This is a genomic window from Pseudomonas sp. PS02288 (genome assembly GCF_029959715.1).
Taxonomy (GTDB): Bacteria; Pseudomonadota; Gammaproteobacteria; order Pseudomonadales; family Pseudomonadaceae; genus Pseudomonas_O; species Pseudomonas_O kuykendallii.
In genome coordinates, this window is sequence record NZ_JASCPA010000003.1 from 1 (window position 1) to 15,013 (window position 15,013).

The 15,013-nt window shown below is 64.3% G+C and carries 13 protein-coding genes; 9 read left to right on the plus strand and 4 right to left on the minus strand.

From position 1 onward, the window contains the following. Positions 1 to 296: 296 nt before the first annotated feature. The gene (locus QMX85_RS02365; protein ID WP_282338588.1) at positions 297 to 1,016 is read right to left on the minus strand and encodes a 16S rRNA (uracil(1498)-N(3))-methyltransferase; all 720 of its coding nucleotides are present in this window, start codon (positions 1,014 to 1,016) and stop codon (positions 297 to 299) included. Positions 1,017 to 1,362: 346 nt separating this feature from the next. Continuing rightward, on the minus strand, positions 1,363 to 2,769 hold the full coding sequence (locus QMX85_RS02370; RefSeq protein ID WP_282338589.1) for an adenosylmethionine--8-amino-7-oxononanoate transaminase: 1,407 nt from the start codon (positions 2,767 to 2,769) through the stop codon (positions 1,363 to 1,365). Between the two features lie 180 nt (positions 2,770 to 2,949). Here QMX85_RS02370 and QMX85_RS02375 point away from each other — a divergent pair, with 180 nt between their 5' ends. Together QMX85_RS02375 and QMX85_RS02380 are read left to right on the plus strand one after the other, a co-directional pair. After that, the gene (locus tag QMX85_RS02375) at positions 2,950 to 3,507 is read left to right on the plus strand and encodes a cytochrome b (protein ID WP_282338590.1); all 558 of its coding nucleotides are present in this window, start codon (positions 2,950 to 2,952) and stop codon (positions 3,505 to 3,507) included. A gap of 22 nt (positions 3,508 to 3,529) precedes the next feature. Beyond that, entirely contained in the window at positions 3,530 to 4,120 is a 591-nt protein-coding gene (locus QMX85_RS02380) for a YceI family protein (RefSeq protein WP_282338591.1), read from the plus strand. Positions 4,121 to 4,197: 77 nt separating this feature from the next. On the opposite strand, the gene QMX85_RS02385 is transcribed toward QMX85_RS02380, so the two are convergent. Further along, the gene (locus QMX85_RS02385; protein ID WP_282338592.1) at positions 4,198 to 5,979 is read right to left on the minus strand and encodes a DEAD/DEAH box helicase; all 1,782 of its coding nucleotides are present in this window, start codon (positions 5,977 to 5,979) and stop codon (positions 4,198 to 4,200) included. 257 nt (positions 5,980 to 6,236) lie between these two features. Continuing rightward, the gene (gene aphA, locus QMX85_RS02390; protein WP_282338593.1) at positions 6,237 to 6,854 is read right to left on the minus strand and encodes an acid phosphatase AphA; all 618 of its coding nucleotides are present in this window, start codon (positions 6,852 to 6,854) and stop codon (positions 6,237 to 6,239) included. Between the two features lie 450 nt (positions 6,855 to 7,304). On the opposite strand from aphA, the gene QMX85_RS02395 reads away from it, so the two are divergent. The 7 genes from QMX85_RS02395 to QMX85_RS02425 all read left to right on the plus strand — a co-directional run bounded on the left by QMX85_RS02395 (position 7,305) and on the right by QMX85_RS02425 (position 14,998). After that, on the plus strand, positions 7,305 to 7,712 hold the full coding sequence (locus QMX85_RS02395; RefSeq protein ID WP_090224023.1) for a biopolymer transporter ExbD: 408 nt from the start codon (positions 7,305 to 7,307) through the stop codon (positions 7,710 to 7,712). A 3-nt stretch (positions 7,713 to 7,715) separates the two neighbouring features. After that, positions 7,716 to 8,480, plus strand: coding sequence for an energy transducer TonB (locus QMX85_RS02400; RefSeq protein WP_282338597.1), 765 nt, complete (start codon positions 7,716 to 7,718; stop codon positions 8,478 to 8,480). Between the two features lie 50 nt (positions 8,481 to 8,530). Beyond that, positions 8,531 to 10,819, plus strand: coding sequence for a TonB-dependent receptor (locus QMX85_RS02405; protein WP_282338598.1), 2,289 nt, complete (start codon positions 8,531 to 8,533; stop codon positions 10,817 to 10,819). 61 nt (positions 10,820 to 10,880) lie between these two features. Beyond that, on the plus strand, positions 10,881 to 11,522 hold the full coding sequence (locus QMX85_RS02410; RefSeq protein ID WP_282338599.1) for a MotA/TolQ/ExbB proton channel family protein: 642 nt from the start codon (positions 10,881 to 10,883) through the stop codon (positions 11,520 to 11,522). 18 nt (positions 11,523 to 11,540) lie between these two features. Next, on the plus strand, positions 11,541 to 13,256 hold the full coding sequence (locus QMX85_RS02415; protein WP_282338600.1) for a bifunctional metallophosphatase/5'-nucleotidase: 1,716 nt from the start codon (positions 11,541 to 11,543) through the stop codon (positions 13,254 to 13,256). Next, positions 13,253 to 13,672 (plus strand): cytidine deaminase, encoded by a 420-nt coding sequence (locus tag QMX85_RS02420; RefSeq protein WP_282338601.1) that lies wholly within the window; start codon positions 13,253 to 13,255, stop codon positions 13,670 to 13,672. Before QMX85_RS02415 ends, QMX85_RS02420 begins: the two co-directional genes overlap by 4 nt. Before the next feature lie 66 nt (positions 13,673 to 13,738). Beyond that, positions 13,739 to 14,998, plus strand: a complete 1,260-nt coding sequence (locus QMX85_RS02425) for a NupC/NupG family nucleoside CNT transporter (protein WP_282338602.1) — start codon at positions 13,739 to 13,741, stop codon at positions 14,996 to 14,998. Positions 14,999 to 15,013 lie beyond the last annotated feature (15 nt).

The following is a 15,013-nucleotide window of genomic DNA, read 5'->3' on the forward strand; positions in this document are numbered from 1 at the left end:
TGAAAAAGCCCCGCCATGCGGGGCTTTTTCATGGCCGTGGGTGAGTCGGACGCTGGTGGGCTGAAGCCACCCTACGGGACTGTAAGCGCCAGCTTGCTGGCGATGCTTTTGGGGCGCGTTGATCGCGAGCGAGCTCCTGCAGGGGCGTGCGTAGGGTGGGCTTGAGCCCACCAGCCCGGCATCGACGAACCCGGTGGGCTGAAGCCCACCATACCGGACCGGAGTGGCCATATTGGCTTCGTAGGGCGGGTGCAACCCGCGTGATGAGCTTCCTTTATCAGCCGCGGATATCTCAGCTAGAAATCGCCCCACAACTGCTGGGCCACGGCCAGCGCCACCACTGGCGCGGTTTCGGTGCGCAGCACACGCGGGCCGAGCCGCGCGGGGTGGAAGCCGGCACGGCTGGCGCTGGTGACCTCGTCGTCGTTGAGGCCGCCCTCGGGGCCGATGAGGAAGGCCAGGCTGGTCGGCTTGGCGTGGCTGCTCAGCGGCTCGGCGAAAGGATGCAGGACCAGCTTGAGATCGGCCGGCGTCTGCTCGAGCCACTGCGCCAACGGCAACGGCGAATGGATCGTCGGCAGCCGCGAGCGGCCGCATTGCTCGCAGGCGCTGATCGCCACCTGGCGCCAGTGGGCCAGGCGCTTGTCGGCGCGCTCCTCCTTCAGGCGCACTTCGCAACGCTCGCTGAAGATCGGGGTGATCTCGGCGACACCCAGCTCGGTGGCTTTCTGGATCGCCCAGTCCATCCGCTCGCCACGCGACAGGCCCTGGCCGAGGTGCACGCGCAGCGGCGATTCGGCCTGCCCCTCGACGCGCTCGTTCAGTTCGACGCGCACGCTCTTCTTGCCGACCTCCGCCAGTTCGCCGAGGTACTCGAAGCCGCTGCCGTCGAACAGCTGCACGGCGGCGCCGGCGTTCAGCCGCAGCACGCGACCGAGGTAATGGGCCTGGGCCTCGGGCAGTTCGTGCTGGCCGAGGGCGAGCGGGGCGTCGATGAAGAAGCGGGAGAGGCGCATAGGGTTCCGGGCCGGCGAGAGGTGAGGCGCAATTCTACCGGCTTTGCCGATGGCGGCGTGATGCGTTGGTGCGCGCGGCGCACCCTGCGGGGCGCTGTGCGCCGCGTTGGCCGTTTGCACTGCCCCGTGGGTTCGGGCGCCATTTCGTAGGGTGGGTTAGCGGCCTCGCTCGATACGCCGGCCTACTCGATGCCGAAGGCCGCGTAACCCACCGGGCAGAGCTTCGTCGAGCGTTTCGTAGGGTGGATCGCGCTTCAACGATCCACCGGGCGGTGTGACGGCGGATGAAAAGAGCGTCATCCGCCCTGCGGAGCGAAGGCGGGTTCCGCCTGTCCTGTGGCCGGCTTCAGCCCGGATCGCGATGGTTCGGATGCAGGTCGCGGTTCACCGACACGCTGACGTGGCTGCGCGTGGCCAGGTCGATGCCTTCGCTGGCGACCTCGGCGAGGAAGTCGATCTGCTCCGGGGTGATCACGTAGGGCGGCAGGAAGTACACCACGCTGCCCAGCGGACGCAGCAGCGCCCCGCGCGACAGGCCGTGCTGGTAAACCGCCAGGCCGCGGCGTTCCTGCCACGGATAGGCGGTCTTGCTCGGCTTGTCCCGGACCATCTCGATGGCCAGGGCCATGCCGGTCTGGCGCACTTCGGCGACGTGCGGGTGGTCGGCGAGGTGCGCGGTGGCTTCGGCCATGCGCAGGGCGAGGGCGCGGTTGGCCTCGATCACCTTGTCTTCCTCGAAGATGTCCAGGGTCGCCAGCGCCGCCGCGCAGGCCAGCGGGTTGCCGGTGTAGCTGTGCGAGTGGAGGAAGGCGCGCAGGGTGTCGTACTCGGCGTAAAAGGCCTGGTAGATCTCGTCGGTGGTCAGGCAGGCGGCGAGCGGCAGGTAGCCGCCGGTGAGGGCCTTGGACAGGCAGAGGAAGTCCGGGCGGATGCCGGCCTGCTCGCAGGCGAACATCGTTCCGGTGCGGCCGAAACCGACGGCGATCTCGTCGTGGATCAGGTGCACGCCATAGCGGTCGCAGGCCTCGCGCAGCAGCTTGAGGTACACCGGGTGGTACATGCGCATGCCGCCGGCGCCCTGGATCAGCGGCTCGACGATCACCGCGGCGACCTCGTGGTGGTGCTCGGCGAGGGTGCGCTCCATGTGCGCGAACATCGCCCTCGAGTGTTCCTCCCAGCACATGCCCTCGGGACGGAAGTAGCAGTCCGGGCTGGGCACCTTGAGGGTGTCCAGCAGCAGCGACCGGTAGGTCTCGGTGAACAGCGCGACGTCGCCCACCGACATCGCCGCCACGGTTTCGCCGTGGTAGCTGTTGGACAGGGTGACGAAGCGCTTCTTTTCCGGACGGCCGACGTTGAGCCAGTAGTGGTAGCTCATCTTCAGCGCGACTTCGATGCACGAGGAGCCGTTGTCGGCGTAGAACACCCGCTCCAGCCCGGCGGGCGTCAGTTTGACCAGGCGCTCGGACAGCTCGATCACCGGCTGGTGGCTGAAACCGGCGAGGATCACGTGCTCGAGCTGGTCGACCTGGTCCTTGATGCGCTGGTTGATCCGCGGGTTGGCGTGGCCGAACACGTTGACCCACCAGGAGCTGACCGCGTCCAGGTAGCGCTTGCCATCGAAATCCTCGAGCCAGACGCCTTCGCCGCGACGGATCGGGATCACCGGCAGGCGCTCGTGATCCTTCATCTGCGTGCAGGGATGCCAGAGTACGGCGAGGTCGCGCTGCATCCAGTCGTGGTTCTGACTCATGGTGGCCTCCGAAAAAGAGCGCGAAGCCTAGCAGATCGGTCCGTCGATGAGCCGGGCGAACGCCCCCTGAAAAATCTTGATATCTAATACTTCGATATCTCGGAGCAGATTATTGCGCTTTTAAACCATTATCTTGAAGGTAATCTCTGCTCATTCTCCGACAGGCAAGGTCAGACAACGATGCAACTGCGCAACTCTCCCGCTCGCTATGGACTGGTCAGCGTGATCCTGCACTGGGGCGTGGCGCTGACCGTGTTCGGCATGTTCGGGCTGGGCATCTGGATGGTCGGCCTCGGCTATTACGATGCGTGGCGCAAAGCCGGCCCGGACCTGCACAAGAGCATCGGCCTGGTGCTTCTGGCGGTGATGCTGCTGCGTGTGGTCTGGCGTCTCGTCAGCCCGCCGCCGCCTCCCACGCCCAACCAGGGGCCGCGGACGCGCCTGGCCGCGAAGGCCGGCCACCTGTTCCTCTATGTCGCTCTGTTCGTCGTGATGATCGCCGGCTACCTGATTTCCACCGCCGACGGCGTGGGGATTCCGGTGTTTGGCCTGTTCGACGTACCGGCACTGGTCAGCGGGTTGCCGAATCAGGCGGACGTTGCCGGCGATATCCACCTCTACCTCGCCTGGACCCTGGTGATCTTCGCCGGGCTTCATGGCCTGGCGGCGCTGAAACACCACTTCATCGACCGTGATGCCACCCTGGTGCGCATGCTCGGCCGCAAAGCCAAACCTTGATATTCACTGGAAGGAACTCGTCATGCTGAAGAAATCCCTGCTTTCCCTGGCCCTCGTTGGCGCATTGCTGGCCGGCAACGTCATGGCCGCCGACTACACCATCGACAAGGAAGGCCAGCATGCCTTCGTCGACTTCAAGGTCAGCCACCTTGGCTACAGCTACATCACCGGCACCTTCCGCGACTTCGACGGCACTTTCAGCTTCGATGCCGCCAAGCCGGAAGACGCCAAGATCAACGTCACCCTGAAGACCGCCAGCGTATTCTCCAACCATGCCGAGCGTGACAAGCACGTCTCCAGTGGCGACTTCCTCAACGTGGCCAAATTCCCCGAAGCCACCTTCGTCTCCACCAGCGTCAAGCCCACCGGCAAGAACGCCGATGGCAAGCTGACTGCCGACGTGACCGGCGACCTGACCCTGCTCGGCGTGACCAAGTCGATCGTGATCAAGTCGACCTTCCTCGGCGAAGGCAAGGACCCCTGGGGCGGCTACCGTGCCGGTTTCGAGGGTTCCACCACCATCAACCGCATGGACTTCGGCAAGATGATGGACCTCGGCCCGCAGTCCAACGCGGTCGAGCTGTATTTCACCTTCGAAGGTGTGCGCAAGTAAGCGATCACGCACCAACGAAAACGCCGGCCCAGGGCCGGCGTTCTTCGTTTTGCCGCGCGACGGCGTAACGGAGTGCTTCAGCGGTTGCGGGTCAGCAGCGCCGGCTTCTCGCCGCGCGGACGCTGCGGCAGTTGATCGAGCTGCTCGGGAGTCGGCAGGCGGTCGGCCTTCGATTCCTTGTGCACGATCAGCGGCTGCTTGTCGCGTGCGCCGCGAACGGCAGGCTCCTGGCGCGATTCGTCACGGTCGCGGCCGCCTTGCGGGCGGGCGCGTTGGTCGTCACGCTTCGGCCCCTTGCCACGGCCACCCTGGCCTTGGCCAGCCGCGCGCGGCTTGCCCTGACCGCCACCACCGGCCGGACGACCGCCGGCCGGTGCGCCCTGGCCGGGCTGCCCGTTGGCGGGGCGTCGTCCGCGGTTCTGCGCCTTGCCCTGGTACGGGCTGACGTAGTCGGCGCGGTTGCCGAAGTTGTCCACGTCGTCGTCGAGGAACTCTTCCGGATCGCGGTTGGCCGGGATCTGCGGTGCGCGGGTCGGGCGTGCCGCCGCGTCGCCCTGGGCTTGCGCTTTTGGCTTGTCGCCGCCGCGACGGTTGCGGCCCTTGGGCTGTTCCTTCTTCTCGCCGGACTCCGCCTTGCGCTCGCCGCGTTGCGGACGCGCATTGCGCGGCTGGCGCGGCTCGCGCACTTCGGGTTTCTCCGCCTCGATGGTGCTCGGGTCGAAGCCCAGGGTGTCGCCGTCGGGAATGCGCTGCTTGGTCAGGCGTTCGATGCCCTTGAGCAGCTTCTCCTCGTCCGGCGCGACCAGCGAGATCGCCTCGCCGCTGCGCCCGGCACGGCCGGTACGGCCGATGCGGTGAACGTAGTCTTCCTCGACGTTGGGCAGTTCGAAGTTGACCACATGGGGCAACTGGTCGATGTCCAGGCCGCGGGCGGCGATGTCGGTGGCGACCAGGATGCGGATGGCGCTGGCCTTGAAGTCGGCCAGGGCCTTGGTGCGCGCGTTCTGGCTCTTGTTACCGTGGATCGCCTGGGCCGGCAGGCCGTGCTTGTCGAGGTACTCGGCGAGACGGTTGGCGCCGTGCTTGGTGCGGGTGAACACCAGCACCTGTTCCCAGGCCCCCTGGGTGATCAGGTGCGCCAGCAGCGCGCGCTTGTGGCTGGCCTGGACGCGGAACAGGCGCTGTTCGATGCGCTCCACCGTGGTATTCGGCGGGGTGACCTCGATGCGCTCCGGGTTGTGCAGCAGCTTGCCGGCGAGATCGGTGATGTCCTTGGAGAAGGTCGCCGAGAACAGCAGGTTCTGCCGCTGCGCGGGGAGCTTGGCGAGGACTTTCTTGACGTCGTGGATGAAGCCCATGTCGAGCATGCGGTCGGCTTCGTCGAGGACCAGGATTTCCACGTGGGAAAGGTCGATGGCCTTCTGGTTCGCCAGGTCGAGCAAACGACCCGGGCAGGCGACGAGCACGTCGACGCCCTTGGCCAGCGCCTGTACCTGCGGATTCATGCCGACGCCGCCGAAGATGCAGGCGCTGACGAAGGGCAGGTCACGGGCGTAGAGCTTGAAGCTGTCATGCACCTGAGCGGCGAGTTCGCGCGTCGGTGTCAGGACCAGTACGCGGGGCTGGCGCGGACCGTGGCGGTGGGCCTTGTCGGGGTGACCACCTGGAAACAGCAACTCGAGGACCGGAAGGGCGAATCCGCCCGTCTTACCGGTACCCGTCTGGGCGGCGACCATCAGGTCGCGACCTTGCAACACGGCGGGGATGGCCCGCTGTTGCACCGGAGTGGGCTGGGTGTAGCCAGCGGCTTCGACAGCGCGGGCTAAAGCCTCGGAGAGACCGAGGGAAGCAAAGGACATGGGGAATCCTGTCAGTTAGGGCTGGGCCGTAGGGCGATCTGCCTGGCTTGAATGCACGCGTTGTGGGGCGTGATCCCGTCCGGTCCTGCTGGCGAGTTGCCGAGCATCCGGGCGTAAGCCTGGCGGGAGCGCGGAGTATAACAGAGGCTGTCAACGCCGCAGTGCTGGGACAGTGTGTCAGGTCCGAGGTTCATCCGCCAGCCTCGGGCGCCAGGCGGGCACCACCCAGTGGTACCCGCCTGCAGCGAAGCGGCGCGTCAGTGGGTGGAGTCGATCAGCACTTCCTCGCCCAGCGCGCCGTTCACTGGTAGCGGCTGGTAGGTGGAGTTGCTCGCGCGCATCACGCGGATCGGCCGTGCACCGGCGGCGCGGGCCGAGGTGATGTCGGCATCCGAGTCGCCGTAATAGATGCCCAGGCCGCGGTCGTGGATGAAGCGGGTCTTCTCCGGGCCTGAGGTGAACACCACCGGCTGCATGTCGCGGATGGCGAAGGTCTGCTGCAGGATCGCGGTCAGTTGCTCGCCTTCGGTATGCGGGCGACCGGTGATGAAGTAGAGAGTGTCGCCGCGCTTCTGGTGCATGTCGATTAGCTTCCTCGCCACGTCCTTGGGCAGCGAGTAGCGGTCGCAGCCAGCATTGGTTTCGGTCCAGAAATTGGTGTTCTTCAGGTAATCGTCGGAGCCCGGCGAGTACTTCTGCTGGCCGTAATGAAAGCACGGGCTGGAGAACAGCACGGTGTCGTCGATATCGAAGCCCACCGCCATCGGCGCCTTGCCCAGAACACTGGCGGCGACATCGGCAACGTCGATCCAGCGCACCTCGGGCTGTGTCTTGTGCGGCGCGCAGCCGACCAGCAGCAGTGAAAGAACAGTCATCAGCAAAAGGGTTGGGGTTCGCACAAGGACCTCGCGATCAGTGAAATGAGCCTCGGTCGTGAGCAAGCTGCATGCCGATAACGGTATCCGGGCGGATACGAGAGGCTTTCGGTGCTCTTATATACCTGACAGTAGTGTCAGATACATTGCGAGCGCCGTCATTTCGCTCTCGGCTTGTACGGAGCGGTCGCTATTGGTGCAGACTTGATCATCGAATGATCATTTTCGGGCTTTTTACAGCCTTGGCTTCGCGGCGTTTGCCTGATTCTCAGTCCGCACCACCGACGAATTTTCCCCTCAGCGCCCTTTAATCAAACTGTAACGCGCTGCTTCTATCGTATTCCTGACGCCGATGTCAGCTTTGGCATGCTCTGTGCTCTGGCTAATCGCAACGAAACGACGTGCCTGCCGATCGAGTGGCGCACACAGGAAACGGTGGAGTAATCAGCGATGCGTAGTTGGGAAGAGCCGAAGAAGAAGCGCCTGCATATCGAGATCATCCCGATGATCGACGTGATGATGTTCCTGCTGGTGTTCTTCGTACTGATCAGCCTGAACGTGATTCCGGCCCTGGGCATCAAGACCCAGTTGCCCGGCGCGGCCCATGCGCAGCAGTTGAAGCCGCAGAACAAGGCGGTGATCACCCTCGGCCTCGACGACCGCCTGCAACTCGATGGCCAGGACCTCGCCGAAGACGCCCTGGTTGCCCAGCTGAAGACGCTGGAGAACACCAGCGAGAAGCTGGTGATCATCCTCAACAGCGATCAGGACGTGGAAGTCGGTCGGCTGGTGGCGGTCATGGATCTGCTCAAGAGCAATGGCTTCTCTTCCGTCTCGATCGCCACGCGAAAGCTGTAAGTCATGTCGATCTTTTTCAAATCCCGGAAAGCACTCGCCAGCCTGCCCGCCATTTGCCTGTTGGCGCTGGCCGTGCAGAGCGCGCTGAAGTCGGACCTGAAGATCACGCCCAAGTATGACGACAGCACCGTCGAGGTCGCGCTGATCGATCCGGCCGAACTACTGCCGCCCGAGCCGATTCCCGAGCCGCCGCCGGAGCCCGAACCGATACCCGAGCCGCCGCCGGAGCCCGACCCGGAGCCTGTGGTCGAGCTGCCCGAGCCGCCGCCGAAACCCAAGCCCAAGCCTCCGGAGCCCAAACCGCAGCCGCCGAAGCCCAAGCCGCAAGTGGTGAGCAAGCCGACACCGACACCGCCACCCGCACAGCCAGTAGTGGCGAAGGCCCCTCCCGCCGTGCCTGCACCGACACCTGCGCCGGCAGCGGTACCCGCACCACCTGCCGCGCCGAAGGCCGACGCGGCGGCGCTGGAAAGCCGTTACACCGCTGCTCTGCGCGCGGAGTTGGAGCGCTACAAGCAGTACCCGCGCGGTCGCGAAGCCTCGCTTCAGCGCCCGGAGGGCAACGTAGTGATCTGGCTGATGGTTGATCGAAGCGGCAACGTTCTGGACTCGGGCATCGAGACCAAGGCCAAGAACATGCTGCTCAACAAGGCGGCACAGACGAGTCTGCGGCGTTTGGAGAAGGTCAATCCGTTTCCTTCGGAGGCCTTCGGGGGCAAGGACAGATATCGCTTCACCGCCACCTTCGTCTACAACGTAGAAAACTAGAAATCATAAGTAAAACAAGCACCTGCCGAAATAAAACCAGGAGTTAATACGTGAAACTCAACCCAATTTATGCGGTGTTTCTGGCAGCCGGTCTCGGGGGATGGACGGCCGCTGCGTTGGCCGAGGATTCGGTCGACGTCGGTGATGTCGAAGTGACCGGGAAGAGCCTTGGCAATGGTCAGATGGTCCAGGAGGAGGCGCCGAAGGGGCGTTCCACCGTGACCAAGGAAGCGTTGGAAAAGATGTCGCCTACCAGCAACGGCATCGACAAGCTCAAGTACACGCCCGGCATCAACGTTTCCAGCGACGACAGTACCGGCCTGTCTGGCTTCAACTTCACCATGCGAGGTATGCAGTCCGATCAGATCGGCGTGACCATGGACGGCATCCCGGTGAACGATTCGGGCAACTACAACATGTACCCGAACCTGCTGGGCGATCCGGAGAACCTGGAAGAGGTGTTCGCCACCCAGGGATCTTCGGAAATGGATGCCCCGCACATCGGTTCGTCCGGCGGCAACATCGGTCTGGTTTCCATGCGTCCGACCGAAGACTTCGGTGTCTTCGTCAAGCAGACCGTGGGCAGCAACAATCTCGACAAGACCTTCGTCCGGGTGAACACCGGCGAGTACATGGGGCTTTCCAACTACATCTCGGCCTCGAAGACCAACAGCGACAAGTGGAAGGGCAAGGGCGACCTGGATGCGCAGAAATTCGAGCTGAACAGCCTGTTCAAGTTCGGCGAAGGCAACAGCATCAACGGCATCGTCAAGTACCACAAGCAGGAGAACTACAACTACGTGTCTCCCAGCCTGGCGCAGTACGAGTCCGACCACGACTACGACTTCCCCGAGGTGCCGACCTACAACCCGACCACCGGCAAGCTGACTACCGCCAGCTACAAGACTTCGCGCAACCCGTTCGAGAACGTGACCACCTCGCTGACCGGCCGCTTCCAGTTGCGTGACGACGTGTTGCTTACCGTCGCGCCCTACTACTACTGGGCGAACGGAGGCAGCTACAGCGCCTATGGCTCACCGGCCACGCTGTACAGCACCACCAACAGCTCGGGCAACTACGACCTGAGCAACTTGCAGACCTCGGGGCAATACAACGCCGACGGTGATCCGGTCAGCGGCCGCTACTACCGCCCCTCGATCACCGAGACCTGGCGCCCAGGCATCAACACCAAGGTCACCTGGACCCTGAACGACGAGCACACGCTGGACGTCGGCTACTGGTACGAGCGCGCGCGTCAGCGCCAGACCCAGCCGTTCATCGCGCTGGAGTCCGATGGCAGCCCCACCGACATCTGGGGCAAGCACGGCGCTGTGGATGCCAACGGAAAGACCATTCAGGGGCGCAACTACTTCACCATCACCCCGGCGCACAAACTGTTCGTGCAGGACACCTGGTACGCCACGCCCGATCTGACGCTCACCGGTGGTGTCGCCTACGAGCATTCGGAGCGCAAGGGCAACATGAAGGCGAGCCTTTACGACGTCCCCGAGAAGCGCACCGCCACCTACCACGAGTTCCTGCCGAGCTTCAGTGCCAAGTACCAGATCAACGAAGAAAACCAGGCGTTCTACAACCTGACCCGCAACATGCGTACGCCGCAGAACTACGTGCTCTACAACACCGAGGATTCGATCAGCCTCAAACCGGAGCTGAGCTGGAACAACGAGCTGGGCTGGCGCTATGCGACCGACGACATGTCCCTCAGCGCCACGCTGTTCTACCTCAAGTTCAAGAATCGCCAGGTATCCAGCCGCGACGAAGTCACGGGCGACTACGAGATGCTCAACGTTGGCGAGGTAGAGAACCGTGGCGTCGAGTTCGAGTTCAGCGGCCTGTTGCCGCATGACTTCAACTACTACGCCTCCTACACCTACACCGAGGCGGAGCAGCAGAACGACACGCTGTACTACGGCGTTTACGTGCCGACCAAGGGCAAGCAGGTGGCAGGCGTTCCGAAGAACATGTTCAACCTCAGTCTCGGTTACGACGACGGGCGTTTCTACGGCAACGTGATCGGCAAGTACGTCGATAACCAGTACGGCGACCTGACCAACGACCAAAGCATTCCGCATTACACCGTGGTTGACCTGAACGTCGGTTATCGCCTTCCGGTTAGCAAGGAATACGTGAAGAGCGCGACGGTACGTCTGTCGGTTAACAACCTGTTCAACCGCGAATACCTGAGCGGCGTACGCACCGTGACCTTCAACTCGGTTCGCTACAACGGTGAAGGCAGCGCCTTCGCCGGCGCGCAAACCCCGTATTACACCATCGGCGAGGAGCAGACCGTCGCGGTCTCGCTCGAAGCTTCCTTCTGATCCCGAGAAAGGACCGGCCAGCCGGCCGGTCCGCCGCCTGATTGACAGAGGTGACCCTGCAATGAATATGGATCTGCTCCACGACATTACCTTCTACATCATGTACGGCGCGGCTGCGCTGGCCGCCTTCGTGGTCGTGGAACGCGGTATTTTCTTCTCCTACAACCTGAGCAAGGCGCGCAAGCTGGAAGCCGCCCTGCACAGCAAGGTGCGCAGCTTCGACGAACTGCCCGAAGACCTGCGCAAGCGCGACAGCCTGCCCCTGCAGTTGCTGCGCCAGCTGTTCCAGGGGCGGGTCGGCCTGCACTCGCACAACGAACTGGAAGACCTCGGCCAGGCCATCTACATCTCCATGCGCGGAAAGCTCTCGCACGGTCTGTGGATTCTCGAGGCGGTGGTCGCCGGTGCGCCGCTGCTCGGCCTGCTCGGCACCATCCTCGGCATCATCGACACCTTCAAGGCACTCGCCGAGGCCGGCGTGTCCGATCCGGGCGAAGTTTCCCGTGGCATCGGCACCGCGCTGTACGCCACCGCCCTGGGGATCTCCATCGCGCTGGTCGGCCTGGTCTGCAACAGCCACCTGCAGGATCGCCTCGAGCTGATCAACGATCACCTGAAAATGCTCCTGCTGCGTGCCGGCATGGGGACCGCTTTCGCCGCCAAGCCGGTCGCCGCGCAGGCGTCCAGCCTGCAGCACGCCTGAGTGATCCAGGGAGTTCTCATGTCGCACGCGAGTACCGCAATTCGCCCGCTGTCCCTGTTGCTCGCAGCGCTGCTGCTGGCCGGCTGCGAGAAGGCGACTGCGCCGGTTGAAGTCAACGTCGCGGCCATCAACGACTTCCACGGCAACCTGCTGAGCAATCCGTTCAGCTACCAGGATGCCGCCGCCGAGGGCGGCGTGGTCAAGCTGAAGGCCGGCGGGATCGGCGCGCTGAGCGGTCTGGTCGCGCAACTGCGGCAGCAGGATCCGGAGCTGCTGCTGATCGGTGCGGGCGACATGATCGGTGGCAGCCCGCCGATTTCGTCGATGTGGGCCGACGAGCCGACGCTGGATGCGCTCGACCTGATCGGCCTGAAGTTCACCGCCGTGGGCAACCACGAGCTGGACCAGGGCAAGACGGAGCTGCTGCGGCAGATCGCGGGCGGTTGCGAGTCGACCCGGCCGGACAAGGCCTGCCAGTTCGACAAGGCCTACAAGGGCACCAGCTTTCCGTACATCTCCGCCAACCTGATGGACAAGCAGACCGGCAAGCCGGTGTTCCAGGCCTACCGCATCGAGCAGGCGCACGGCGCGAAGATCGCCTTCGTCGGCGCGACGCTGAAGGATGTCTCCGCCTACGTCAGTGCCAAGAGCATGGACGGTCTGTACACCATCGACGAAGCGGACGCGATCAACGCGCTGCTGCCGGAGCTGAAGGAACAGAAGGTCGATGCCATCGTGGGGGTCATCCACCAGGGCGGCGAGACCCCGGAACGCTTCGACCAGCCGGATTGCAAGCAGCTCGGCGGCGACGTGGTCGACGTGGTCAAGCGCCTCGATCCGCTGATCAAGGTGGTGGTCAGCGCGCATACGCACCAGGGCTACTTGTGCCGCGTCGGCGACAAGCTGGTCACCCAGGGCGCCTCCTTCGGCCGCCTGATGACCCATCTCACCCTGATCATCGACACGCGCAAGCACCAGTTGCTCGACGTGAAGGCGGAGAACCTGGTGGTCGATCCGCAGCGCTACAGCGCCACGCCGGAAATCGCCGCGCTGCAGAAGGAAGTGGAAACCCGCAGCCAGGCGCAGCTCGGCCAGCCGTTGGCACGTTTGGGCGCGCGCCAGGTGCAGCGCGAGACCAACGATGCCGGCGAGTCCGCCATGGGCGATCTGATCGCCGATGCGCAACTGGCGGCCACCCGTGCCCTCGGTGCGCAGGTGGCGCTGATGAACCTCGGCGGCATGCGCACGGACCTGGTGCTGGAGGAGGGCCAGGACAAGGTCAACTACGGCCAGGTGGCGAGCGTGCAGCCGTTCAACAACACGCTGAACATCATCACCCTGACCGGCGCGCAGCTGCGCGAGCTGCTGGAGCAGCAGTGGCAGAGCGGCAGCATGGGCTTCTATCCGCTGCAGCCTTCGGCGTCGCTGAGCTATCGCTGGGACGCGGCGCGGCCGAAGGGCCAGCACGTCATCGCCGACAGCCTGACGATCGACGGTCAACCGGTGCAGCCGGAGCAGCAATACCGGATCACCGTGAACTCCTTCCTCGCCGACGGTGGCGACAACTTCACCGTATTGAAGACAGGCCAGCGGCTGGACACCGGGCTCAATGACCTCGAAGCGCTGATCGTCTACCTGCAGGGTCGCGACCAGGCCGGGGAGCCGGCGGGGCCGGTCGAGGCCGGACAACGCATTCAGAGGGTCGGCGAGAGCCTAGCCGGGAGCGATCGATGAAACGCAGCAGCGAATCGCAGGCGTTGTACGAACGCCTGCTGCCCGAGGCCATCGCGGCCTCCGAGAAGGCCTGGTGCCCGCACTCGGAATTCCCGGTGGGCGCGGCACTGATGACCGCAGATGGTGCGGTCATCCAAGGCTGCAACGTGGAGAACGTGTCCTACGGGCTGACCAACTGCGCGGAACGCACCGCGCTGTTCAGCGCCATCTGCCAGGGCGAGAAGCCGAAGAGCTTCCGGGCGATGTTGGTGTATGCACCGAAGGTGGCGCTGATCTCGCCCTGCGGCGCCTGCCGCCAGGTGATGGTCGAACTGCTCGACAAGGGCTGCCCGGTGTTCTGTGTCGGGCACGACGAGACGGCGACGCGCGACTGGACGGTGGAGCAACTGTTACCCGGCGCCTTCAGCGAGTTCTGAAGGCACACGCCCAACCGGCCACAAGCGCCGGGGGCCTACTTGAGTCGTGCGTATGGGGAGTGATCGATGGGTCTCATCGGTATTGTGGTGTTGTTGCTGCTGGCGGTGGCGCTGTCCAGCAACCGTCGGGCGATTCGTCTGCGCACCGTGGGCGGGGCTTTCCTGATCCAGGCCGGCCTTGGGGCGTTCGCGCTTTACGTACCCTGGGGACAGGATGCGCTGAGCGGCGTTTCCAATTCGGTGTCATCGCTGCAGGGCTATGCTAACCAGGGGATCGACTTCCTCTTCGGTGGCCTGAGCAGCAGCCGGATGTTCGAGGTGTTCGGCAACGGCGGTTTCGTCTTCGCCATCAAGGTGCTGCCGCTGATCGTGTTCTTCAGCAGTTTCATTGCCGTGCTCTATCACCTCGGTGTGATGAATCTGGTCATTCGCGTCCTCGGCGGCGCGCTGCAGCGGCTGCTCGGGACCAGCCGCACCGAGTCGATGTCCGCGACAGCCAACATCTTCGTCGGGCAGACCGAGGCGCCGATGGTGATCCGTCCATTCCTCCCGCGGATGACCCGCTCCGAACTCTTCGCGGTGATGGTCGGCGGGCTCGCCTCGGTGGCCGGCTCCGTGCTGATCGGCTATGCCAGCCTCGGTATCGAACTCAAGTACCTGATCGCCGCGAGCTTCATGGCCGCTCCAGGCGGACTGCTGATGGCCAAGCTGATGGAGCCGGAGACCGAAAGGCCAAACGACGACCCCGACGATATCCCCGTGGACCTCGACGACAAGCCGGTCAACGTTATCGACGCCGCGGCGCTGGGGGCGTCCGGTGGCCTGCAGCTGGCGCTCAACGTCGGCGCCATGCTGCTCGCCTTTATCGCCCTGATCGCGTTGCTCAACGGCATCCTCGGCTGGGCGGGTGCCTGGTTCGGCTTACCGCACCTGAGCTTGCAGTTGCTGCTCGGCTATCTGCTTGCGCCGCTGGCCCTGGTGCTCGGCGTGCCGTGGAGCGAGGCGGTGACCGCCGGCGGTTTCATCGGGGAGAAACTGGTGCTCAACGAGTTCGTCGCCTATGTCGATTTCGCCGCCCATATCGATCCGTCCCAGGCGGCGGCCAAGGGGTTGTCGGTACTTTCCGCGCACACGCAGGTGATCATCACCTTTGCCCTGTGTGGATTCGCCAACCTGTCGTCGATCGGCATCCTGCTCGGCGGCCTCGGCGTAATGGCCCCCAATCGTCGCCAGGACCTCGCCCGGCTCGGCCTCAAAGCGGTGGTCGCGGGCACCTTGTCTAACCTGATGAGTGCGGCGATCGCTGGCGTATTCGTCTCGATATGAACAGAACTTACTGCA

What these genes read in the sequence shown, in the direction of transcription:
- QMX85_RS02365 (WP_282338588.1), bottom strand. Translation starts at nt 1,016, where the DNA reads ATGCGCCTCTCCCGCTTCTTCATCGACGCCCCGCTCGCCCTCGGCCAG.
- QMX85_RS02370 (WP_282338589.1), bottom strand. Translation starts at nt 2,769, where the DNA reads ATGAGTCAGAACCACGACTGGATGCAGCGCGACCTCGCCGTACTCTGG.
- QMX85_RS02375 (WP_282338590.1), top strand. Translation starts at nt 2,950, where the DNA reads ATGCAACTGCGCAACTCTCCCGCTCGCTATGGACTGGTCAGCGTGATC.
- QMX85_RS02380 (WP_282338591.1), top strand. Translation starts at nt 3,530, where the DNA reads ATGCTGAAGAAATCCCTGCTTTCCCTGGCCCTCGTTGGCGCATTGCTG.
- QMX85_RS02385 (WP_282338592.1), bottom strand. Translation starts at nt 5,979, where the DNA reads ATGTCCTTTGCTTCCCTCGGTCTCTCCGAGGCTTTAGCCCGCGCTGTC.
- aphA (WP_282338593.1), bottom strand. Translation starts at nt 6,854, where the DNA reads ATGACTGTTCTTTCACTGCTGCTGGTCGGCTGCGCGCCGCACAAGACA.
- QMX85_RS02395 (WP_090224023.1), top strand. Translation starts at nt 7,305, where the DNA reads ATGCGTAGTTGGGAAGAGCCGAAGAAGAAGCGCCTGCATATCGAGATC.
- QMX85_RS02400 (WP_282338597.1), top strand. Translation starts at nt 7,716, where the DNA reads ATGTCGATCTTTTTCAAATCCCGGAAAGCACTCGCCAGCCTGCCCGCC.
- QMX85_RS02410 (WP_282338599.1), top strand. Translation starts at nt 10,881, where the DNA reads ATGAATATGGATCTGCTCCACGACATTACCTTCTACATCATGTACGGC.
- QMX85_RS02415 (WP_282338600.1), top strand. Translation starts at nt 11,541, where the DNA reads ATGTCGCACGCGAGTACCGCAATTCGCCCGCTGTCCCTGTTGCTCGCA.
- QMX85_RS02420 (WP_282338601.1), top strand. Translation starts at nt 13,253, where the DNA reads ATGAAACGCAGCAGCGAATCGCAGGCGTTGTACGAACGCCTGCTGCCC.
- QMX85_RS02425 (WP_282338602.1), top strand. Translation starts at nt 13,739, where the DNA reads ATGGGTCTCATCGGTATTGTGGTGTTGTTGCTGCTGGCGGTGGCGCTG.